The 21,575-nt window shown below is 60.7% G+C and carries 19 protein-coding genes; 7 read left to right on the top strand and 12 right to left on the bottom strand.

Going from position 1 to position 21,575, the window contains the following annotated elements; translation table 11 throughout:
• Positions 1–121: 121 nt before the first annotated feature.
• Positions 122–2,176, bottom strand: a complete 2,055-nt coding sequence (locus DWB85_RS10560) for an alpha/beta hydrolase family protein (RefSeq protein WP_239017291.1) — start codon at positions 2,174–2,176, stop codon at positions 122–124.
• A 207-nt stretch (positions 2,177–2,383) separates the two neighbouring features.
• Between DWB85_RS10560 and DWB85_RS10555 the strand changes: the two genes are divergently transcribed.
• Complete coding sequence (locus DWB85_RS10555) at positions 2,384–2,734, top strand: hypothetical protein (protein ID WP_117954291.1); 351 nt, start codon at positions 2,384–2,386, stop codon at positions 2,732–2,734.
• A gap of 107 nt (positions 2,735–2,841) precedes the next feature.
• On the opposite strand, the gene DWB85_RS10550 is transcribed toward DWB85_RS10555, so the two are convergent.
• Positions 2,842–3,132 carry a type II toxin-antitoxin system RelE/ParE family toxin gene (locus DWB85_RS10550; RefSeq protein ID WP_117954289.1) on the bottom strand — a complete coding sequence of 97 codons (291 nt, stop codon included), beginning with the start codon at positions 3,130–3,132 and terminating at the stop codon, positions 2,842–2,844.
• A complete protein-coding gene (locus DWB85_RS10545) occupies positions 3,120–3,398 on the bottom strand; it encodes a CopG family ribbon-helix-helix protein (protein WP_117954287.1) in 279 nt (92 codons plus the stop codon). The genes DWB85_RS10550 and DWB85_RS10545 overlap by 13 nt, the downstream gene beginning before the upstream one ends.
• 216 nt (positions 3,399–3,614) lie before the next feature.
• Here DWB85_RS10545 and DWB85_RS10540 point away from each other — a divergent pair, with 216 nt between their 5' ends.
• The gene (locus DWB85_RS10540; RefSeq protein ID WP_239017290.1) at positions 3,615–4,928 is read left to right on the top strand and encodes a mechanosensitive ion channel family protein; all 1,314 of its coding nucleotides are present in this window, start codon (positions 3,615–3,617) and stop codon (positions 4,926–4,928) included.
• A gap of 23 nt (positions 4,929–4,951) precedes the next feature.
• On the opposite strand, the gene DWB85_RS10535 is transcribed toward DWB85_RS10540, so the two are convergent.
• Positions 4,952–6,388 (bottom strand): LssY C-terminal domain-containing protein, encoded by a 1,437-nt coding sequence (locus tag DWB85_RS10535; RefSeq protein ID WP_205422714.1) that lies wholly within the window; start codon positions 6,386–6,388, stop codon positions 4,952–4,954.
• Between the two features lie 169 nt (positions 6,389–6,557).
• Here DWB85_RS10535 and DWB85_RS19525 point away from each other — a divergent pair, with 169 nt between their 5' ends.
• The gene (locus DWB85_RS19525) at positions 6,558–6,728 is read left to right on the top strand and encodes a hypothetical protein (protein ID WP_162846081.1); all 171 of its coding nucleotides are present in this window, start codon (positions 6,558–6,560) and stop codon (positions 6,726–6,728) included.
• 44 nt (positions 6,729–6,772) lie between these two features.
• Here DWB85_RS19525 and DWB85_RS10530 read toward each other — a convergent pair whose 3' ends face one another.
• Complete coding sequence (locus tag DWB85_RS10530) at positions 6,773–7,894, bottom strand: hypothetical protein (protein ID WP_133300602.1); 1,122 nt, start codon at positions 7,892–7,894, stop codon at positions 6,773–6,775.
• 301 nt (positions 7,895–8,195) lie between these two features.
• On the opposite strand from DWB85_RS10530, the gene DWB85_RS10525 reads away from it, so the two are divergent.
• Together DWB85_RS10525 and DWB85_RS10520 are read left to right on the top strand one after the other, a co-directional pair.
• Positions 8,196–9,437, top strand: a complete 1,242-nt coding sequence (locus tag DWB85_RS10525) for a serine hydrolase domain-containing protein (protein ID WP_239017289.1) — start codon at positions 8,196–8,198, stop codon at positions 9,435–9,437.
• 50 nt (positions 9,438–9,487) lie between these two features.
• On the top strand, positions 9,488–10,474 hold the full coding sequence (locus DWB85_RS10520; RefSeq protein WP_117954280.1) for a catalase family peroxidase: 987 nt from the start codon (positions 9,488–9,490) through the stop codon (positions 10,472–10,474).
• Positions 10,475–10,621: 147 nt separating this feature from the next.
• Here the strand turns inward: DWB85_RS10520 and DWB85_RS10515 are convergent, their stop codons facing one another.
• The 5 genes from DWB85_RS10515 to DWB85_RS10500 form a co-directional block, all read right to left on the bottom strand.
• The gene (locus DWB85_RS10515; protein WP_117954278.1) at positions 10,622–12,010 is read right to left on the bottom strand and encodes a wax ester/triacylglycerol synthase domain-containing protein; all 1,389 of its coding nucleotides are present in this window, start codon (positions 12,008–12,010) and stop codon (positions 10,622–10,624) included.
• Between the two features lie 133 nt (positions 12,011–12,143).
• Positions 12,144–12,272, bottom strand: coding sequence for a hypothetical protein (locus DWB85_RS19855; protein ID WP_275400199.1), 129 nt, complete (start codon positions 12,270–12,272; stop codon positions 12,144–12,146).
• A 48-nt stretch (positions 12,273–12,320) separates the two neighbouring features.
• Positions 12,321–14,009, bottom strand: a complete 1,689-nt coding sequence (locus tag DWB85_RS10510; RefSeq protein WP_117954543.1) for a carbon starvation CstA family protein — start codon at positions 14,007–14,009, stop codon at positions 12,321–12,323.
• A 221-nt stretch (positions 14,010–14,230) separates the two neighbouring features.
• Positions 14,231–15,235: a diguanylate cyclase domain-containing protein gene (locus DWB85_RS10505; protein WP_117954276.1), complete on the bottom strand. Its 1,005-nt coding sequence runs from the start codon at positions 15,233–15,235 to the stop codon at positions 14,231–14,233.
• A 400-nt stretch (positions 15,236–15,635) separates the two neighbouring features.
• Positions 15,636–15,998 carry a glutaredoxin family protein gene (locus DWB85_RS10500; RefSeq protein WP_117954274.1) on the bottom strand — a complete coding sequence of 121 codons (363 nt, stop codon included), beginning with the start codon at positions 15,996–15,998 and terminating at the stop codon, positions 15,636–15,638.
• 292 nt (positions 15,999–16,290) lie between these two features.
• On the opposite strand from DWB85_RS10500, the gene DWB85_RS10495 reads away from it, so the two are divergent.
• Positions 16,291–17,427, top strand: coding sequence for a PQQ-dependent sugar dehydrogenase (locus DWB85_RS10495; protein ID WP_117954272.1), 1,137 nt, complete (start codon positions 16,291–16,293; stop codon positions 17,425–17,427).
• A gap of 16 nt (positions 17,428–17,443) precedes the next feature.
• Here the strand turns inward: DWB85_RS10495 and DWB85_RS10490 are convergent, their stop codons facing one another.
• Together DWB85_RS10490 and DWB85_RS19520 are read right to left on the bottom strand one after the other, a co-directional pair.
• Positions 17,444–18,079 carry a flavodoxin family protein gene (locus DWB85_RS10490; RefSeq protein ID WP_117954270.1) on the bottom strand — a complete coding sequence of 212 codons (636 nt, stop codon included), beginning with the start codon at positions 18,077–18,079 and terminating at the stop codon, positions 17,444–17,446.
• A 293-nt stretch (positions 18,080–18,372) separates the two neighbouring features.
• The gene (locus DWB85_RS19520) at positions 18,373–19,101 is read right to left on the bottom strand and encodes a hypothetical protein (protein ID WP_162846080.1); all 729 of its coding nucleotides are present in this window, start codon (positions 19,099–19,101) and stop codon (positions 18,373–18,375) included.
• Between the two features lie 426 nt (positions 19,102–19,527).
• On the opposite strand from DWB85_RS19520, the gene DWB85_RS10480 reads away from it, so the two are divergent.
• Positions 19,528–21,459 carry an amidohydrolase gene (locus DWB85_RS10480; RefSeq protein ID WP_239017288.1) on the top strand — a complete coding sequence of 644 codons (1,932 nt, stop codon included), beginning with the start codon at positions 19,528–19,530 and terminating at the stop codon, positions 21,457–21,459.
• Positions 21,460–21,575 lie beyond the last annotated feature (116 nt).

Raw genomic sequence — 21,575 nt, 5'->3', positions numbered from 1 at the left:
GACTAAATAACCAGTCCGGGTTGTCAGGCTGGATAGTGCCAGCGTGATCCATGGTCATTATGATCAATACGCCTGGGATTTTTCCGCTAGCGCCGGGGGCGGCCAGTCGTGGAGGAAGGCCCTATTCGGCCTCCTCCGCCCCGGCCTGCTGCCAGGGATAGCGGGCGAACCAGGCCAGGATGTGATCGATCTTGGTCACCAGCTGGCTGGGTCGCTTGGCGATGAAGTGGGGCGCCTCGGGCACCTCCACCAGCGCGGTATCGATGCCGCGAATCTGCAGCGCGTGGTAAAGCTGCTTGGCTTCCGACAGCGGCGTGCGCAGGTCCGAGGACCCGACCATGACCATAGTGGGGGTGTGGATGTTACCCACCAGCGACACCGGGGAAAACTTCCAGTAGGTCTCCGGGTTTTCCCACACCTGGCCGGGGTAGCGGTACTCGGCGTAGGCATAGTAATTGTCGGCGGTCAGCAGCTTGCTGATCCAGTTCATCACCGGCTTGATCACCGCGGCGGCGCGGAAGCGCTGGTTGCTGCCAACGATCCAGGCGGTCATGATGCCCCCGGCGCTGCCGCCGGTGACGTAGAGGCGGTCCTCAGCGGTCAGCCCCTGGTCAATCAGGTAGTCCACGCCGTCCATCACGTCCTGGTAGTCTTCCGCGGGATAGTTATTGAACAGCAGATTGGCGAACTCCTCGCCGTAACTGGTGCTGCCGCGGGGATTGGGATAGAACACCAGGTAGCCGGCGGCGGCGCACAGCTGCAGTTCGGGGCTGAAGTGCGGCCCGTAGTGGGAAATGGGGCCGCCGTGGTTTTCCACCAGCAGCGGATAGGCCCGGCCTTCCTCATAGCCCGGCGGCTTGATGATCCAGCCCTGCAGGTCGCGCTCATCGACGCTGGACTGGTACCACACCGGCTCCACCCGGCCGAGTTCGCGAAAGGGCAGCAGGTCGGCGTTGAGCCGGGTCACCAGGCGCGGCTCGCTGCTGCCCGGCCGGGCCAGGGCGAGTTCCGCCGGCCGCTGGGGGTCGGAGTAGGTATAGGCGATGCGGCCATTGCTGGCCACCGAGTAGGATCCGCCGCCGTAGGGCCGGGCCATGGATTCACCGCCCAGGGTCGTGGCGACATCCCGGTGGTCGCCGCGAAGGCTGCTGTAGGCGACATGGGATTCGCCGTGGTTGGAGTACACGTAATACACGCCGCGGCTCCTGCTGTCCCAGCGCAGGGCGGACACGCTGCGATCCAGCGCCGGGCGCAGGGCGCGCGGCTCGCCACCATCGAGCGCCATGACATAGAGCTGGCTGACCTGGTAGGCCTGCACCCTGTCGTCGTAACCGTACCAGCTGACGTAGCGGCCATCGGGCGAAATTGCCGGGCCCTGGTCCGGGCCGCGGCGGTCGGTAAGCGCGCTGATGCTGCCGCTATCCAGCTGCAGCAGGTATAACTCGGACTCGCGGAAGTCCAGCTCCCAGTTGTCATTGCGGTTGGCGGAAAACACCAGGCCGCTGCCATCCGGCAGCCACTGGGGCGGTTCCTGGTGATGGAAATTGCCATGGGTCAGCTGCCTGGCGCTGCCGCCGCTGGCGTCCACCAGGAAGTAGTGCGAGAAACCGGGCTTGAGCCGGCCGACGCCGTCCCGCTCGTACCTCAGGCTGGTGGTCACCGAGGGCGCTTCCGGCCACTGGGCGCCCTCTGGCACCGGCATGGGCTCAACCAGCATCGGCGGCGTCTCCGGTACCAGCATGGAGAAGGCCAGCTGTTTGCCATCGGGCGACCAGCTGAGTGCGCTGGGTGTCTGCAGCAGCTGGGTGATGCGGGTGGTTTTCCCCGAGGCCAGCCAGTGCACATGGATCTGGGAATCACGGATAAACGCAATACGGTCACCCTGGGGCGACCACTGGGCGCCGGTTTCCTCCGCCTCGCCGCCGGTGAGGGGCATGTGGTTGTCACCATCGGCATCAATCAGCCACAGTCTGCCGATACGCTTGTCCGCCATGATGTCCATCGACTTGCGCTCGTAGACGATGCGCTCGCCGTCGGGGGATATCTGCGGATTGGCGGCCCACTCCAGCTCAAACACGTCCTCGCGGCTGAAGGTGCGCAGGTCCTTGCTGCTTGCAGACATCGGCATCGCCAGCAGCAGGCTGCAGATCAATAACTGGGTGAACGGTGTGGGCACAGGTTCCTCCTGAATCCGGGTATGGGCAGGCGACAGTGTAACAGCCGGGGGCGGCTCTGCTGTATGCGCTGGCCGGCACTGGCCAGGATCAGGACAGGAACAGGATTCGGGCTAACAGCAGGGTGGCAAGCGCTGTTCTGGCAATCGCGATCCCATCGCGGGATACTGCGCCCAGATTTATTGCGCTAATGTGGCATCAGGCAGATCATGACCGGACCCTCTTTCAATCGAGCAAGTCACTTCAGCCTCGTCTGGGCTTTCGTGCTCGCCGTCCTGACCCTGGTGGAATGGCGCAGCCTGGATCGTGACCCGCTCGCCGAGACAATCTACCTTCCCTTTATCGAGCGCCAGGTGACCCTGTCGAAAGCCGCCGCAAGCCCCGGGCAAGCGGACCCCTCCACCAGCGCCAGGCTGCGCGGCGACACAGCCGGGAACGCGCTGCAAACGACCGTGCAAATCAGCTTCAACGGCCCCCTGTTCCTTATCTATTTTGCAGTGCCCATCGTGATCTTCCATGGCTTCGGTCTGCTGATTGCCCGGCTGCGTGGCGCTACCTGAACGATTCCGGCAGCGCCCAGCGGTGCTCGACGGCGTGGAAGCCCCCGGGGGACATATGCTCGCCTGTGATTGGCTTGCTCATGTGAGGGAGGGATTTGAACGCTCCCTCAAAAGCTGGCTTCCTTCTGGTGACGGATGGCCAGAATGACCACCGTGTTGCCGTCGATACGGTATCGGGCGATATAACCGCTATCACCGAAGTCGATCGGCCAGTCCCGGAATTGCTCGGGGAGATCATCGATGAGTCGACCAATATGGGGTTGTAAGCCGAGAGCGCGAACGCCCTGGGTGATGGCTTGGGCGGCACGCTTTGCTGCAGCCGGATTCCTGTGGCGAAGAAACGCTCGCAATCGCTCCAGGTCCCGGATGGCTGCAGGCGCATAGATTACTCGTGGCATGCAGGGGCAGGGGCCTCATCATGAGATCCCCAGCTGGCCAGCCAGCTTTCTACCTCGTCGGCGGAGGCATGCTGGCCGGTGGCCTGATAGTCCTCCCAGGCCTTGAGTGTGTCCTGCATGAAGGCTTCGCGTCGTTCCTCGCGCTCGACGTACTGCCCGATGGCTTCGAGCATGAGCCAGTGGGCGGAGCGTTGCCGCTTCTCGGCGAGGTGCTGCACGCGACTTTTCAGTTCATCGTCAAGCTTGATGGAAGTTGGCCTTGCCATACTGCCTCCGGTAGTTAAAGGTAATACCTGCAACTACTCTAGCCGATAAGGGGGGTGTTGTCGAAGCAGTATCGGCTGTAGATTGCGTTGCCGACTGACTGCCCGGCACAGCCAGGACTTCGCGAGCTGCAGGTGGCCCCGGTTATGCCTATGCAGTAAAGTCTAGCGGCTCACACGCAGAGCTGTCCGGACATAAAAAGCTACAGGAGACAGGTCGTGGATATCGATCGCTTGCGACAGACCCTTGAACGCGCTGGTGAGGTGACGCTCAGCGCCATGGTGGCGCCGGAAAGCTATGCCCAGCTGGCGCTGGTGCTGGTGGTTTTCGGGCTTACCTTTTTCGTCGCCAACCGTATCCAGAAGTATGTTCCATTCTTTGCCCAGGCGCGGCCGGATTCGCCGCTCAGCCCGCTGCGCAAGGCTGCGGGCAAGCTGGGCAGGTACCTGTTCCCCTTGCTCACGGTGCTGGTGTTGAGTTTCGCCGTTGAGATCAGCGCCGCGCTGCTGGGACAGTCCTGGCTGGTGCGAACCGCCCTCACCCTGGCCATGTTGTTGATTTACAACGCCCTGATTCGCGACTACGTCTCCAACCATTTCATCGCCAGCGTGCTGCGCTGGGTCGGCCTGCCGGTGCTGTTCCTGCACCTGCTGGATCTGCTGGGTCCCATCATCGGCATTCTGGAGTCGATGCAGGTCACCATCGGCAACATAGAAATCTCCGCCTACGGGGTGGTGCGCGTACTGATATTCGGCTCGCTGCTGTTCTGGCTCGGCCGGCTGTCCAACAATACCGGCCAGGAGGTGATCCGGCGGCAGGAAAAGCTGGATGTGCAGACCAAGGAACTGGCCGCCAAGCTGCTGGAAGTGTCGATTTTCGTTGTCGTTTTCCTGTTGCTGCTGCAGGTTATGGGAATCAACCTGACGGCCCTGGCGGTGCTCGGCGGGGCGATCGGCGTGGGACTAGGCTTTGGCCTGCAGGCCATCGCCTCGAACTTCATTTCGGGCATTATCATCCTGCTGGACCGTTCCGTTACCGTGGGCGATTTTATTGAACTGGAAGATGGCAGGTCCGGTGAGGTGCGCCAGCTGACCCTGCGCTCCACCACCCTGGAAACCTACGATGGCAAGGACATCATGGTGCCCAACGAGAAATTCGTCACTGGAACCTTCACCAACTGGACTCACAAGAACAAGAAGCAGCGCTATCGGGTGGATTTTTCCGTGGCCTACGACAGCGATATTCGCAAGCTGGTGGAGATCATCAAGGAAACCGTCGCCGCCCACGAGCAGGTGATCAGCGGCCCCGATATCCCCTTCGAGGAGCGGCCCGACTGTGAAATCGACAGCTTTGGCGATTCCGGCGTGAATATGTTTGTGGAATTCTGGATGTACGGCATCGACGACGGCAAGAACCGCGTCGGTGGCGACCTGTTGCTGCTGATTTTCGAGGCCATGCGCGACAACGGCTTCACCATTCCCTTCCCGCAGCGCGAGGTTCGCGTGTTGAAAGAGAAAATGCCGTCCAGCTGAGCCGGCCCCTGTCGGGCAGGGCCTTACTGTTCTCCAGAGATGGTCCTCACGTGGCTCTCGGCCGCCTCCGACTGGCCCTCCGCCACCGGCGCGGCTGACTCTTCCCAGATAAAGCTGCTCACCCGCTCGTAGGGAATCGGGTCGCGCGAGATCTCGATCACCAGGCGCAGGCCGTCACTGAAGTAGGCATCGTCGGTCAGGTTGTTTGCCGGTGCCTCCCGGGTTGCGGCCCTGGATCCGCCGGCAAAACCAAAAGTGTCTATCAAGCCCTCCGCCAGCAGGCTGTGCAGCAGGTACTCGCGAGTCATGTCGACTTCCGGGTCGATAATGTGCGTGGTCAAGGTGGGGGACTTCGGGGTGATCTTGATGCCGATATCGCGGCTGACCTGGCCCACCCAGACGTCCTTGTTCCTGAACCTGAAAGGGGCCAGCCAGAAGCGCATGTGATTGCGCTGGGAAATATTGGGGCGTGCCCGCTGCAGGGCAAAATCCTGCTTGCGCCCGAACAGGTAGAGGTTGCTTACCGGTGCCACGGGATAGCTATCGCCCTGGATGGACGCGCCCACAAGGCGCTTCACGCTCTCCGGGGTGATGCGATGGGTGAAGGACCAGCCCGCCCGCGACAGGGCGTTGAGCGCATCGGTGGTATCTGCAATGACCACCACGTTCAGGGGGTCCCCCCAGGCATCCGCAGCTGCATTGCTGGCACAGCAGGGCAAGGCCTCAAGCGCAGCGCGGAACTCGGCCTGGCTCAGGTCGGGCCGCTCCTCGCTGTAGATGTTTTCCGCTTGCAACTCCTCGTAGTCGAAAATGCCGTCGGGCAGGGGAATGGCGAAGCCAAAGCGCAGCTCCGATACCTGCGCCAGGCGAGGCTCCTCGCCTCTGGCGCGAGCCCGTCGCCGCTCGAGCTCCACAGCGTAGATGTCCTCGCCCAGGCGGACGTCGACGTAGCGCCCACCGATCGCTTTCGGGGTGAACACAAAGCCTTGCGACAAAGTGTCGGGCTCCAGCGCGACCCGGATGGATTCATCACGCAGCTGCTGCAGGGCAATCTCGAAATCATCCGCGGGGATGTCACTGCGCACCACCGCCGCGACCTCGTCGGCACTGAAATAGTCGGCGTCGAGGGCGTTTCTCAGGAACCACAGCTTCTTGCCCGAACCGTTGGCAATGCTGAGCCAGATCGCCTGGATGCCGTGGGCACCCAGATCGATGCCGAAATGGCGCCGGGCCTGTTCATCGGTGAGAATGCCCGCGGCAACCTCCACCGAGTCCACACTCTTGGTCTGCAGGTCAGCAATGGCCCCGGGCAGGGGCAGGGGGTCCGGCGAGTACACACTGGCGCAGGCAGCGAGCAGGGCGACCTGGGTGCAGACCAGAAGGCGGTAGCCGGCCCTTGCACCGAAGCGCAGTGTCGATGCCAGGCCCGTTATCCGGTGTATGACGCCGTGTCTGAACATTGCGGTTGTCTCCAGGCTCACGTAGCGCTCACTCCCACCCGAAAAATAGAGCAGCCATACCAGCCTTGCAACGGTGGAGCCAGCGGCCGGCCAGAGTTGGAAGTGCGGTCAGCTCGCATGGCATAGCTTGTTACGGGCGAACCTTCCCGCCGGTTTGATGTCCATGTGAATGAATCGCAAAATCATCCAGCAGGAGAATAACAATGGCAAACAAGCGGTCGTGGCTGTCGACGTGTTGCCCGCTGCAGCGTTCCGCTTCGAACGAGACGGCGACAGCACCGTGATCCGGCTGGAAGCGGAGTCCTTCATAATACCGGCCGCGGTGGTGTTTGGCGCTTAGGTCGCGAGCACCTGTCTTCAATGGCGGAAGCTGGCCACGCCATGCTACAGGGCGTGGCGAACTGCCCGCACCAGAATATACAGAAACAGTAAGGGAAAAATCACCGACTTCAGAATCAGTGCCATCAGCAGGCTGATGAGGTTGGATGCAAACTGGTCAACGTCGGCCGACAGCGCGTTGATCTGCTGCCTGATGTTAAAGGCCTGGGCTGCCTTGCCAATGCCACCGAGGAAGGAACAGCTTTCACCCGTTCGCCTCTTCTCCAGGCAGTCGAGCTGCTCATGCAGCGCGTCGCTGGTATCACGCAGCCCGGAAATAGTCAGTTCGTTCCCCTCGATGGTCCTTTCCAGTTGCTGTATCTCCAGCTCCGTCTCCTCTATTGCCAGCGTGGTTTCCCCAGACAGCTTTTTCCACCAGGGGCGCTGATCAATCGCCTCCAGCTTTGCCTCGGTCGCTTGCAGGCGTGTCCGGTTGCGATGCAGGTTTGTCGTTTCCTGCTGCAGTGCCTTGTCGTTGACTTCGATCTGGGCCTCGATGGATTTACCCTCGTCGGACAGGCCGGCATCGATACCCGCCCTGGCGCTGATCGAACTCAGCTCCTTGTGAAAGCCCTGCATGCCGGCATGGCGAGAATTGACGCCGTCTTCGAGGAATACACTATCGGCCCAGCTGTTGGCCAGAATGACCACCGCGAAGGAAAAGCGGATGGCCGCCGTAACCAGGAAGAACCGTGCCAACTTTCGATAAACAGCATCGAACCCCAAGTAGTGGCTTGCAGCGACGGCGACCCCCAGGCCGGTGAGCAGGATATTGAAGCTCATATCGGAAACAAGCTCGAGCAGGATCTTCTGCAGGGCCAGTGAGCCCAGAGCCAGCATCATGAGGCCGGAGAAGCGCTCAACCAGGTCATTGACGGGGTCCAGCAGTTCGCCCACCGTGAAGGTCAGCAGGACAGCATTCATCTCGGTGCCCTGAAGCACCGAGACCAGGGCATTGATACCCCTTGCGGTGGCGTAGATGGCGCCAGAACCGATAAGTGCACCGTCGATGTAAGCTGCGGACAAGTCATCGAGCAGCCCCAACCAGGCTATCACCACGATGCCGATTATTCCCGTCACTACCCATCGCGGGTGCAATCCGTTGTCGTGGCTGGGGCCCGTGTTCATTGCATCGTCCCTCGGAGATTGTATCCGGCACAAATTTGATGTTGTTATACAGGATATAACAGAAGCGGCGGGCTGCCTTGTTCGGGTGAAGATCCTGGCTGGCTAATCGAGCCCTGCCGGGTCGGATTTAGCGACGAACCACCAATAAATGGCTGCTGTGGTGCATTGCCCGGGGCGCGGGTGGGTGACAGCCGGGGCCAGCTCGCTATAATCCGGCGTTACCCCCTTCTAACGCCAGCTGGCCAGGATCACGATGAATACCCCTCAAGTGCATGGTACCGCAGCCCCTGGGTTCGAGCCCGTGAAACAACTTTTCGCGCAGGAGATGCGCACCATGGCGGAGCAGCAGGCACAGCTCTGTGTCTACTACCGGGGTGAGAAAGTGGTGGATCTGTGGGCTGACGTCGCTGGCGCTGGCGGCTACTCGGCAGACTCGCTGGCCAACGTATTCAGCAGCGGCAAGAGCCTCGAAGCCATCGCGGTAGCGGCCCTGGTCGGCAAGGGCCTGCTCGACTACGCGGCAAAAATTACCGACTACTGGCCGGAATTCGGCGCCAATGGCAAGCAGGACGTGACCGTGGCCGACCTGATGCGCCACGAGGCGGGACTGGCCAACTTCGATACCTCGCTGGACATCGAGGACCTGTTCACCGAGAACATCAAGCAGAATGCCGTGGGCCGCATCATCGAGGCCCATGCGCCAAGCTATGGCGCATCGGGTGGTGGCAAGCGCGAGTACCATGCCCTGACCCGCGGCTGGATCGTCAACGAGCTGTTTCGCCGGGTTGAACCCCAGGGCCGCACCATTGGTGAGTTCCTGCGGGAGGAGATCAGCGGCCCCCTGGATGCGGACGTGGTAATTGGCGTCAGGGAAGAGGAGATGGCCCGCGTGTTCAAGGTCAGGCCACTGGGCTTCGGTTACCAGCTGCTGCAAAGCCTGGTGCCGCGCTTCCTGGGCAGGCGCATCGTGCATAACGTGTTCCAGATCGTGAGCCGGCTCTCCCGCATCATCCCGCCCCTCCTCAAGGGCCGCAAGAACGCGCCGCCGCCCCCCTTCGCCGGCCGCAGCATCCTCGACTACTTCAATGATCCCGGTTTTGCCCGGGGGGAAACCCCGTCCGCCAATGCCAACTGTTCCGCCCGTGGCCTGGCCAGGCTGGGCGCCATGATGTCTGCCGGCGGTAGCCTGGAAGGCCGGCAGTTCCTGACACCGGAGGCCTGGCAGGCGATGCACGAGCACGCCGTAGCCGCACCACTGGGTTCCTTGCTGATCACCCGTTTCACCCAGGGCGGTGTGGACAAGTTCCTGCCCTGCGATGCCGACAGCTCGCGGCTGGAACGCGATTTCAACGAGGGGCGCGAGGGATTCTACGGCTGGATGGGCTTCGGCGGTTCCATTTTTCAGTGGCACCCGGGGCTGGATATCGGCTTCGCCTTCGTGCCCACATCGCTGCATGCCCTCGACCTGCTCAATGAGCGCGGCAAGCGCTACCAGCGCGAGGTGCTGTCGTGCGCGGGTCAAATCGCCGGGAACTTGCCCTAGCCGATGCGGTCTCTGCCAGCTACACCGATTAACCATAGAAGGACTTGAAGATGCCATATGCAATCAAACCCGCGCTGCTGGCGCTGACCCTGGTCGGGCTGGCGACTGCCCCGGCGCGGGCGGCTGAGCCCGCGGTCACCGCCAACAATTTTATCGAGCTGTTCGAGCAGTTGGGCGGCAATCATCCCGGCCACCGCAAGGCCCATGCACGCGGTGTTTGTGCCCAGGGCAGTTTCACGCCGTCGCCCGATGCCCGGTTTGCCGATGCCGCCCTGCTCAGTAGCGGTGAACTGCCGGTCACGCTCAGGTTTTCCGTTGGCGGCGGCAACCCGCAGGCAGATGAGCGCGCGCCGGGCACCCGCGGTGTGGGCCTGCAGATCGGTGACGCGGGCGGGCCGGTCCATGTATTTACCGGCAACAACTTCCCGGTTTTTGCCGGCAAGGACCCACAGACCTTTTTCGGCCTGCTCAAGAGCCGCATGCCGGGTCCGGATGGCAGTGTCGATCCCTCCCGGGCCGAGGCCTATGTCCGCGCGCACCCCAGCGTGCAGGCGAACGTGGCCTGGCAGCAATCGGCGGGGATTGCCGCGTCCTACGCCAATACCCGCTATTACGGTCTGCACACCTTTTTCTACCAGCCGGAAGGAGCTGGCAAGACCATGTTTCGCTGGGAACTGGTGCCGCTGGCCGGCACCCGCCAGCTGAGTGCCGATGAGGCGAGCGAGCAGGCGGCTGATTTTCTGGGACAGCGCTTGCGGCAGCAGGTAGAGCAGGGCGACGCGCAGTTCCGGCTGGAAGCGGTAATCGGCCAGCCCGGCGACAGCGTGAACGACCCCTCGCAGCGCTGGCCCGAAGAGCGGGAGCGGGTAGTGCTGGGGCAGGTGACACTACACAGTGCCGGGGGCGAGCAGTGCGTCCCGGTAAATTTCGATCCCAACCGCCTGTCAGCAGGCTTCAGCCCCAGCGACGATCCCGTGCTGCAAATGCGTTCGGCCGCCTACGCCATCTCCTTCGCCAGGCGCCTCAGTGGCAGTTGAGCTTCATCACGGCGCCATAGCCGGGCTATGTGTCCAGGCCTGTACCGGCGGTGCTGTGATTGCCGGGACACATCGGCGATCAGAAATGGGCGGGCATTAGCACTTCGTCGAGACGGTTGGCAGTCCCCAGGGGATGCGGCACAACCATTATCCCTCGGTAGCCGCTGCCAGCAGTTCCTCGTGCGACTGCAGCAGCAGTCTGCGGTAGTGGTCTGCATCCGGCAGCAATTTACTGCAGGCATTGAAGGTCAGGCTGAAGAAGTGGTCGCTGCTGCTGATTATCTGGAACAGGCCCATGTTGTCGCGCACCGGGCCCAGTCCGGCGCAGGCCAGCAAGGGCAAGCCAGCCAGGGAGGCCGGCCCGGCCGGCCCCGGTACGTTGGAAATCATGGTGTGGAAGGGCACCGGCATCGAGCCCAGGCTGCCGGCCACGGCCATGGTGCGCAGCCCGCCCGCCAGTATTGCCGGGTTGACGCTGTCGCTGATGTCCATGATGGTGCCGGTGCCCAGGGCATCGATATTGCGTTTGCCGGCTACCGCGTAACGGTGCAGCAGGCGGGTACGCGCTATCGGGTCCGCCACCTGGGTTCCCAGGCCGACCGCCATGGTGGCGATCTGGTTGCTACCCGACCGCCCGCTGTCGGCGCCGCGCAGGTTGATCGGCATCCCGGCGACAAGGCTTTTGTCGGGGAGCTCGTCGCGGCCCGCCAGGTAGCGGCGCAGGGCGCCGGCAATGATGCTGGCGGCGATGTCGTTATAGGTAACGCGGCGCACAGCGCGCTTGACCTGCTGTACTTCCTCCCGCGGCAGCAGTACCACCCCGACACTGCGGCCGCTGCCGACCTGGGCATTGAACAGGGCGCGAAAGCGCCGCACCGGTGGCAGTTTCTCTTTTGTGTCTGCCCCGTTGAAACGGGTGAGTGCGGGCAGCAGGCGCCCCACCGTGCCCGCCAGCTTCACCTGTCGCAGCAGGTTATTCTGGTTAACCCGGGACCACAGCTGCCAGCGGCTCGGCGGCGGGGGAACGCGTCCGGCCGGCGGTGCATCCTGCCGACCCTGGTCGTGCAGCTGGTGCAGCAGGGATGCCAGGCTGATCCCGTCTATGGCCGCATGGTGGGCCTTCAGCAGCAGCGCCTGGCAGGGCTCCTCTATCCCGGGTACGCCGTGGATATCATATACCAGGCGCAGTTGCCACAGGGGTTTCGCCAGGTTCATACGACGGGCGTGGAACCGACCCAGTCGGGACTGGTACTGCGACCAGCGCAGGCCGCCGGCGTCCTCCTGCTGCAGGTGATAGCGCCAGTCCACCGGGCCGGCGGCAACCCAGTAGGGGGTGTCCACATCCAGGGTGACCCGCCGCATGCGGCGCTGGAACAGCGGCAAGTGCAGCAGGCGCTGGTCGATGATCCCGCGCAGGGTAGGCAGGTCCAGGGTGCGCTGTCCTGCCTGGTAGAGCAGGATGGCGGTGACATGCATGGGTGTGCGCGCGCTGTCCTGGTGAACAAACGCGGCATCCAGCCCGGATAACTGCTCCATGAAGTGCTGCCTATCGGCGTTGACTGACCTGCTTACAGTCTAGCGCCTCCGGGATTGAAAGGGCAGTACCGGCAGGGTCATGCACCCCGGGCTCCGATTAACAACGCTGCCCAATACTGGCCAGCCGTCACCGTCACTCAAAGCGCTTGCCGACCTCCACATACAAGCCCTCTTCAATAATCTCGGCACCGTCATTGACGAACTCATCCCGGCGCCAGCCCAGTGAGGTAAACCAGCTGTTGCTGAACCGGAATGTATTCATGAGCTGCCACCGAGACGAGTCCTTTGAGCCGTGGGAATAGCTGCCAACTCAGCCAAAGCCAAGGCCGGCCTTTTTCGCCTCCTTCCAGTGCCGCAGCGCCGCAATCGCCTCCAGGATCACCAGCACGGTGGTCACGATGACCGCGGCATCGATAGCCACCAGCAGCCAGTTGCCGTCGTCGTAAAAATCCTTGAGCTTGATCAGCGCGGCGAGGAACGCCATCACCAGCACCAGCAGCATCGGTATCAGGGTTACCCACGCCGGCCGCCCCAGCTTGTGCAGGTAAACCGACAGCACCAGCAGGGTCAGGCTGGCAAGGATCTGGTTGGTTGAGCCAAACAGGGGCCAGATGATCATCCCGCCCTGGCCCGAGGAACCGCCAGCCCCGAAAGCCACCAGCAGGCAGGCTCCGACGGCTATCAGCGTTGCCAGCACGTTGTTGTGCAGTAGCGGCAGTTTATAGATGTCGCCCCATTCCTGGATGATGTAGCGCTGCAGGCGCACCCCCGAGTCCATGGTGGTGCCGGCGAACAGCACCAGCATCACCGCTAGCAGGGTCTTGCCAAAATCCAGGCTCATGCCCCAGCTCTGGTGGATGAGCTGGGCGCCACCCTCAACGAAGGCTCCTGCCCCGCCGGCACCGAAGTGGTCATACAGGCTGTGCCATTCGTCCAGCGTGGCGGCCATGGTGGCACCGCTGACGGCGATGATGGTGATCAGGGCCAGCGAGCCCTCGCCAATGGCACCCAGATAGCCGACAAACCGGGCATCGGTCTCGCGATCCAGCTGCTTGGAGCTGGTGCCGGAGGCAACGATGCCATGGAAACCCGACACCGCGCCGCAGGCAATGGTCACGAACAGCAAGGGCACGATCGATGGCGCGTCTTCGGTGAGGCGGTCATTGAGCATCGGTGCCGACAGGTCCGGCATGGCCACCACCACGGCGCCGTACAGCAGCAGCAGGCCCAGCGCCAGTTGGATGCCGTTGATATAGTCGCGCGGCTGCAACAGCGCCCACACCGGCAACATGGAGGCGATGGCGGCGTAGACAAAGAGGATGACAATCCAGGCCGGGCGTGGCTCCATGCCCAGCAGGTGGTCCGGCAGCGCCAACGGCATATTGCTGCCGATGAAAATGGAGCCGTACAGCGCCACCACGCCAATGATGGTCAGCAGCCCCAGGCCGATGAGCTTGCGATTGAGCAGCTGGCCCACTACCAGGGCCACAGCAATCGCCGCCCAGGCCGGGAATACAGCCCCGGGGGTGTTCACCAGTGAGTTGGCGATGATCACACCAAACACGGCGTTGACCATCAGCAGCACCAGGAAGATCACCACCATGAACAGTTTGCGCGTGCGGGTACCGATGACCTCCTCGGACAGCGAGCCCATGGACTTGCCCTGGTGGCGACTGCTTGCCCACAGGGCGCCAAAGTCGTGTACACCGGCGAAAAACACTGTGCCGATGGTCACCCACAGCACCGCCGGCAACCAGCCCCAGTACACGGCAATGGCGGGGCCGACGATAGGGGCGGCGCCAGCCACCGAAGTGAAGTGATGCCCCCAGAGCACGTAGCGGTTGGTGGGCACATAATCCACCCCGTCGTTCAGGCTGTGGGCCGGCGTGACAAAGTCAGGATCCAGCTGGTAGATGTGCCGGGCGACGTAACGCGAGTAAACGAACCAGCCGAAGCACATGCCGGCAATGCCCAGGGCCAATACCATCAATGAACTCATGGTCACCTCTCGTGGCTGCCCGAGGCAGCGGTTGAGCGAAGGATTAGTTCAGAGTATAGGACAATAAAAACTTGTCGCGAGAAGGTCTGCTCATGAACCCGGGTGACCAGGCCTGGCACTACCCGGGTGAGTTCCTCATCGGCTTAGAAGCCAGGCCGCCTCCGTCTATCCCGGGATCCAGAGCAGCCGGAGGTTCAAACCCAGCTGGGCTCCTCACCTGTTTACGAAGCGATGGGTATAACCTGTGCCCCGTTGTTGAGCTTTGCCTGGCGAAATACTTCATTTTTCGCGGCGATGAGATCGCCGAAATCATCACCTGGCTGGTAATTCGCAACGCCGATTGAGACGGTCGGGCACGGGTAGGTTAAGGAGCCATTTTGTGCTGGTGTGTCGCTCAAGCGATTGCTGAGTCTTTGCGCGATTGAGGTCGCAGCGTCCTGGTCGGTATCTGGCAGAATCACGATAAATCGGGCCTCGTCATAACGGGCGATCTTGTCTCCTGAGCGGAATCCCTGGCCGATAGTTTGCGCGACCTGCTGCAGGACATCCTCGCTGGCAGGCCGACCATAGTTGTCGTTAAACCAGCTGAGATTGTCGATATCGATAATGAGCAGAGAAAGATGCGGCGCAGTCATGCCGTTGGCCACACTGCTGTTGAGTTTCGACAGGTAGTTGTCGGTCCACTGTCGATTGAAGAAACCCGTTAACGCATCCCGTTTCGCATGGTCTTTCAATCCTTCCTCAAATTGTGAGCTTTGACTGATAGCGTCGTTACAGTAGCGCAAACGCTGCGACAGGATGTACAGCAGATTTAGTGAAATCTGATGTGACCATTCGATCAAGCGGAGAAGCTGCTCATGGCTGATAACCAGTAAATGCAAGTCGGATTCGGCGACGACAACGGCTGAAGGGGGCTGATTGTCGAACAATGATACCTCACCGAGACATTCTCCGCTTCCAACGTGCGCGACTGCCTCGCTATCGGCTGACTCCAGGTGAATGCTTGCTCGACCCTCCAGAACGATCAGCATGCTGAGATTCACCGTTTCCGGGCTGAGCACAATACTGCCGGCCTTGACCCACTTCAGTGCGCAGTCAGCAATCCAGGAGCGTATGAATTCGGGTTCAACCCCCTTGAAAAGCGCCAGTTTTTCAAGTGAGTAATCATTTGCACAGTCCTTGAAGGGCATTTCCAGGTCGAAATGATCAGTGGTGCTTTCTTTCATGGCGCGTCCCCTGCCTGCGTACAAGAACCAGTTGTGACTTTGTACCAATGCGCGCTCGCCCCAGCCAGCAATTCTAACCAGAATTGTGTGCCCTATCACATTTCGTCAGAACATAAGAATGTGAGGGGTGTCAACTAGCGAGCAGCTCACGGGTGCAGCAGTCTGCAAGCAGCGCTCCGGGATACAAACAGGAGTGTGTGCCGGCTTCAAAACCTGGCCAGTCCTGGTGTAGGACTCTGGCCAGTCTGCAGTCCAAATTCGTGTTCACGTCAATAGGGTAGTCGGTCACTTCAGAGGAAGGCCAACAGGGAAGAGCGTTAAGCAGCCGGCCAATCCCAAGATGGGGGGTTGGCCCATAAATGACGAGTGCGGGTACGGCGACACGCTGCAGGCGCTGTAATCAGACAGCAAACTTCCCTTCCAGATAGCCAATAATATCGTTCGACTCGTACATCCAGCGGGCGCCGCTGTCTTCCTCTATCCGCAGGCAGGGGACCTTCAGGTTGCCGCCGCCGGCCAGCAGCTCTTCCCGGGCGCTATCGCTGCGCTTCACATCCCGGGTCTCGATATTGAGCCCGTTGCGTTTCATGCTCCGGCGTACCTTCACGCAGAACGGGCAGGCTTCGTACTGGTACAGGGCCAGCCTGGCTGTCTGTGCGTCGATGGCCGCCTGGGTGGCGGCATCCCGCTGGACCGCTTTGGGGGAAAAAACCCAGTTGAAGAACAGGATGAGCTTGCCGAGAATAAGGCGCATGAGTTGCATAGTTGATTCCATTGTTGATGACACCGGTCTCCGCTGTGCCGGACCACCGCCGGCGCCAGGGCGCCTTGGCTGGCGCTGGCAGCACAAGTCAGCCGGTACGCGGGGAATAATTGGGTCGACCGTGGTGAATTGCTGATCAGGGGCGGAGTGTAGAGGCTGGCCGCCGCGGTCGCAACTGTAAGAAAATTCGCGCACTGTGCCCCTCCCGCGTTGGCTCAGGTTGCTGGAATTGCAATCTGCTTGCGATAAAGCGGCGTAGCAACACCTGCAGGAAAAGAAGGGGGTAATAGTGATGAATGTACGAGGTCTGGCGATTGTATTGCTACTGGTGGCGGGAACCGGGGTGCGCGCAGACGGCAGGGTGCCGTTTGCGGTAGAACCGGTTACCCAGTTCGATGAGCCATGGGCGCTTGCCTTCCTGCCTGATGGCCGCATGCTGGTAACCGAGAAGAAAGGGGTGCTCAACATCGTCACCCGGGACGGCAGCAAAACCCGGGTCACTGGCGTCCCCGACGTCAACTACGGTGGCCAGGGCGGTCTCGGCGATGTGGCCCTGCACCCCGATTTCAGCGACAACGGCAGCATCTACCTGAGCTACGTGGAAGCCGGCGCCGATGACACACGCGGCGCGGCGGTTGCCCGCGGCACCCTCGACCTGTCAGGTACAAAGCCGGTACTGAAAAACGTGCAGGTGCTATGGCGGCAATATCCCAAGATGCTGGGCTATGGCCATTACGGCCATCGCCTGCTGGTCGATGACAGTGGCTACCTGTGGATCAGTTCGGGCGACCGGCAAAAGTTCACCCCGTCCCAGGACATGCAGTCGAACGTGGGCAAGGTGCTGCGGATCAGGGACGATGGCGCTATCCCGGATGACAATCCCTTCGCCGATTACTTCTCCGAGGACCCGCTGGTGGATGACATTGGCGTCTACCCGGAAATCTGGTCACTGGGCCACCGCAACCCGCTGGGCATGGACTTCGACCTCGAAGGGCGGCTCTGGGTGCTGGAAATGGGCCCGCTGCACGGTGACGAGTTGAATTTGATTCGCCGGGGCGGCAACTATGGGTATCCCGAGGTGTCCGACGGCGATCACTACGATGGCCGGGAGATTCCCGATCACAGCACCCGGCCTGAGTTTCTGGCACCCGCCATCAGCTGGACGCCGGCGATTTCACCGGGAGACCTGACCTTCCTGGAAGGCAGGCAGTTCAAGGCCTGGCGCGGCAATGCGCTGGCCGCCGCGCTGGGGGCCGAGGCAATCGTGCGCATTGAAGTCGACGGTGAGGCCGCCCGGGAGGTGGAACGCTATGCAATGGGCGCGCGCATCCGGGCGATTGCAGAAGGTCCTGACGGGGCCATCTGGTTGCTGGAAGATGAGCGCCGCGGTAGCCAGGGTCGCTTGCTGAAGCTCACGCCGACGCGCTGACATGTGATTCTCCGCATCAGAAGGACGCTGGTTTTCGCCTCACGAGCAGTGCTTGTCGCGAGGCCACCATATCGCCGGTGTGGCTGTGAGAGTTTCCTGCCGCAAGCCTGGCTACACGCGCGCCGAGGTATCGGGCCATCGTGAGATCATCAGCGTCAACGTTGCCGTCCCTTGTCTGGGCAATCAAGCCACTCTGCGCACCGAGGCGGTTGAGTATGCCAGCCTCAAAGCCCCCGGGCACGTCGATGCTGGCCCACAGCATGCCATGCTGGTTGGCGAAGGTGTTGAGGTACTGGATCGTGCTCAACTGGTCACCGCTGTAGTTGGAGCCAATTGTAAAACCGGCGGCAATCTTGTTGGCCCACTGGCGCTTTGACCACAGTTCACCGGTGGCGTCTGCAAATGCTTTGAACTGGGCGGAAACGCCGCCCATGTAGGTGGGTGAACCGAAGATGATGCCATCGGCCTGGCCAGCCGCGGTAAGCAACTCCCGGTTGATGAATCTGCCTTCAATGATATCTTCGCCGACAATCCGGTATTCGCTGGATTCGATTGCAATATTGCCGGCGCTGTTAATCCCCTCTGAAATGGCGTCCGCCAGCTGTTTGGTCGTTCCAGTGGCGGAATGGTAAATCACCGCGACAGTAGTCATTGCTGTTCCTCCCTTATGATGACGTGAGGGGGCAGCGTAATACCTCAATCAGGCTTGAGGTCAATGCTGGTTTTCACTGGAGGAAAAACCTGCTATATCGGCTGGCGCAGCCTGCTGATTCCAAACTGACTTTTCGGGGTGTATTCGTTCACTGTGGGCAGGCGTTAAAACACGACCAGTTCTGGCGTAATTTCCTGGTCATTGATGGCATGTTGAGGTGGCATAGGACCATAACAACAAAGGCCCGCGTTTTATGCGGGCCTTTGTCAAACTGCACTAATGCTTACACGGTGTTACTTAAAGTGCCGTCTTAGTCTGGGAGTTGCAAGGAAAATGATTCCCAGAGCAGTAGCCAACAGACCATACAAAGACATGGTGGGCACGGGGGCAGGGGGGGATTGTGGCGCGGCAGTGATGTCCAATGAGACGGAGTCCAGCCCCAATCCCGCCGGACCCGTCCAGTTTTCCGAAATGTAAACCGAGAAACGGAGGTTTACTGTCTGGCCCTCCAGGGCCGCGAGGTTAGCGGTAAGATCTTCTGTCTCCGAGGTCCATCCGGTAGACTCAGAGCCCAGATAATCAGTGCTTCGAATAGTGTCGAGAATCGTATCCCCAGCGGCGTTGGTAATTTCAACTGCAAGCACTCTGGGTGCCCCCGAAAAACTGGCGACAACAGACTGGGACCAGCTTAGAGTGGCGGCACTTACGCCAGATGGCACCGAGACACTCTGGGACAGCTGATAGGCCACGGGCGCGGAAGGGGTTCCGCCGTCGAACATGTTGTAGGCGGCATATGTGCCTTGCGGCGGCAGCCCCGGGTCGTTGCAACCAGTCGCTGAGCCATCGCCCCCAACATTCCACGTTCTGTTTTCATTGGGACAGGTGCCTGTTGTACCGCCACCGCTCGCGCTCCAGCCTGAAAGATCTCCGGTTTCAAAATCCCCGTTTGTCAGCACCTCAACGGCATTTGCAGTGCTTGCTATAAGCGCTATTCCCCAACCAGCTATAATTTTTTTTAACATTCTCAACGTCCTTTTTTACTGGCACATGTACTCGACATGCTTCACACAAACTGCTTCATCGAACTTTTCCGAAGTGTTATGACAGACTTCTGCGTATTTGGGAGGCTCGGCATTACACTGATATTCGCCGGTATCGTGGTTTATCCATGAAACGGCAGCTGAGATCAGCGTGCTGGCAGTTAAGAACGCGAGAAACGTCCCCAGATAGCTTATTTTATTCATTTATTTTTCACTCTAGAGCAAACTGTTGAAGCCTGCCAGATTATCACAATTTTTTTGTTTGTATACCGTTCTGAGTTGCCATGCCGCGTTCCAAGCCTGTATTGGTTCGATATTCCGGCCGCAAAATTCTCGGAGTTCCAGACTGGAAGTGGTAAATTCGGTAGCAAGGCTACTTTTTAATGATTTCAGGACTGAGTAATTGTTATGAAAACTCTCATTAAATTCATTCTGGCGGAAGCCAGAATCCACAACTCTTTGATTTGTTCGGATTCTGGCATACGCTGGAATGACAAATATGCAATTAATCGGAAACGACCAGTGTCACGCTTGATGAACCTGCCAGCCGTATTGCTTGCTACGCTTTTTTCCGCGTCCGCTGTCACGGCAGGAGAGATGGCCGACACCATTTACAGCGGCGGGGCAATCATAACGATTGATGACTCTGCGCCACGGGCCGAGGCGGTGGCGGTAAAAGACGGGCGGATTCTTGCGGTGGGCACACTTGCGGACGTCGACGCCTTTCGCGGGGATGCAACCGAGTCCTTTGACCTGGACGGGAGAGCGATGCTGCCCGGGTTTGTCGACAGCCATGGGCACATGGTTTTTGGCGGCTTCCAGGCGATGGTTGCCAACCTCCTGGCGCCACCGGATGGCGAGGTGACCGATATTGCCAGCCTCCAGGCCACGCTGTCCAACTGGGCGAGGGACAACGATGAAATAGTAAAAAGTGCCGGGGCGATTGTGGGTTTCGGTTATGACAATGCCCAGCTTGCCGAGTTGCGCCATCCTACCCGCGAGGATCTCGATGCAGTCTCGACCGAGTATCCGATCATTATCGTGCATCAGTCCGGTCATCTGGGGGTGACGAACTCGAAAGGCCTGGAAATGGCTGGCATCGACGGTTCAACGGAAAATCCGTCAGGTGGGGTAATCCGGCGGCGCGCCGATGGGGAACCGAATGGTGTCCTTGAGGAGTACGCGTTTTTCCCGGTTTTCTTCAGCGTGCTCGGCAAGCTCGGGGAACAGGGCATGGAGGACTTCGCTCGCGCCGGTAGCCGGCTTTGGGCAAGCTATGGTTACACCACGGCGCAGGACGGCCGCACTGACGCCAACACCGTCGCTGTAACCAGGAAAGTGGGTAGCGAAGGAGACCTGCCTATTGATGTTGTGGCCTACCCGGATGTGCTCGAGAACAAGGACTTCATCAAGGCAAATGTTTCACGTGAGTACGAAAACAAGGTGCGGGTAGGCGGCTGCAAGCTGACGATCGACGGTTCACCCCAGGGCTTCACTGCGCTGCGGGACCGGCCCTATTACGACCCGGTGGGGGAGTATCCCGAGGATTATGCCGGCTACGCCGCCATTACCCGTGAGCAGACCCGGGATGCGGTCAACTGGTGCTATGAGAACGGCTTCCAGATTCTCGTCCACGCCAATGGCGAGGGCGCTTCGGATATGCTGATAGCGGCACTGGAAGAGGCGCAGGCCAAGTTCGGTAAAGTCGCTAATCGACCGGTGCTCATTCACGGCCAGCTTCTCCGTGAGGACCAGATCGACAGCTACAAGCGCCTGGGGGTGTTTCCCTCGCTGTTCCCGATGCACACTTTTTACTGGGGTGACTGGCACAGCGAGCACACGGTAGGCCCGGAAGCCGCCAGAAACATTTCACCCACGGGCTGGCTCGTGCAGCGCGGCATGAAATTCGGTACCCATCACGATGCGCCGGTGGCATTACCGGACAGCATGCGCGTCCTGTCCGCCACGGTCACGCGACGCACCCGTTCGGGGATGATCCTTGGCTCGGAACAGCGGGTGGACGTGATGACTGCGCTGAAAGCCATGACCCTGTGGCCGGCGTGGCAACATTTCGAAGAAGATAGAAAGGGGTCGATAGAAGTCGGCAAACTTGCTGATTTCGTCATTCTGTCGGACGACCCGACGGCCATCGACCCGGATGCGATTGCCGATATTGACGTGCTGGTCACTATCAAGGAAGGGTCGGTCATTTTTGAGCGCGATGTCGAGGCGAAGAATAGCGCCCCGGCCGTCTCCATGATTTCGATCGGCGGTGAGGATCCACACGCGGCGCATCATTTGCTGGACGCAATGTATGGCGCCTTCTCGGGTAAGCACTAGCCTGAAAAATTCACGAAGGGGATAGTAAAACGACGGAAAGATCTTGAAAATAAGGGTGTCGAAGCCATACCAACAAGAAATTCCGCCGTGACAAAATGCTACCAGAATTCGTTCGA

The sequence above is a fragment of the Seongchinamella sediminis genome, assembly GCF_003457605.1.
Taxonomy (GTDB): domain Bacteria; phylum Pseudomonadota; class Gammaproteobacteria; order Pseudomonadales; family Halieaceae; genus Halioglobus; species Halioglobus sediminis.
The sequence above is the reverse complement of the archived record's forward strand: the minus strand, read 5'-3'. Positions and strand labels throughout refer to the sequence as shown.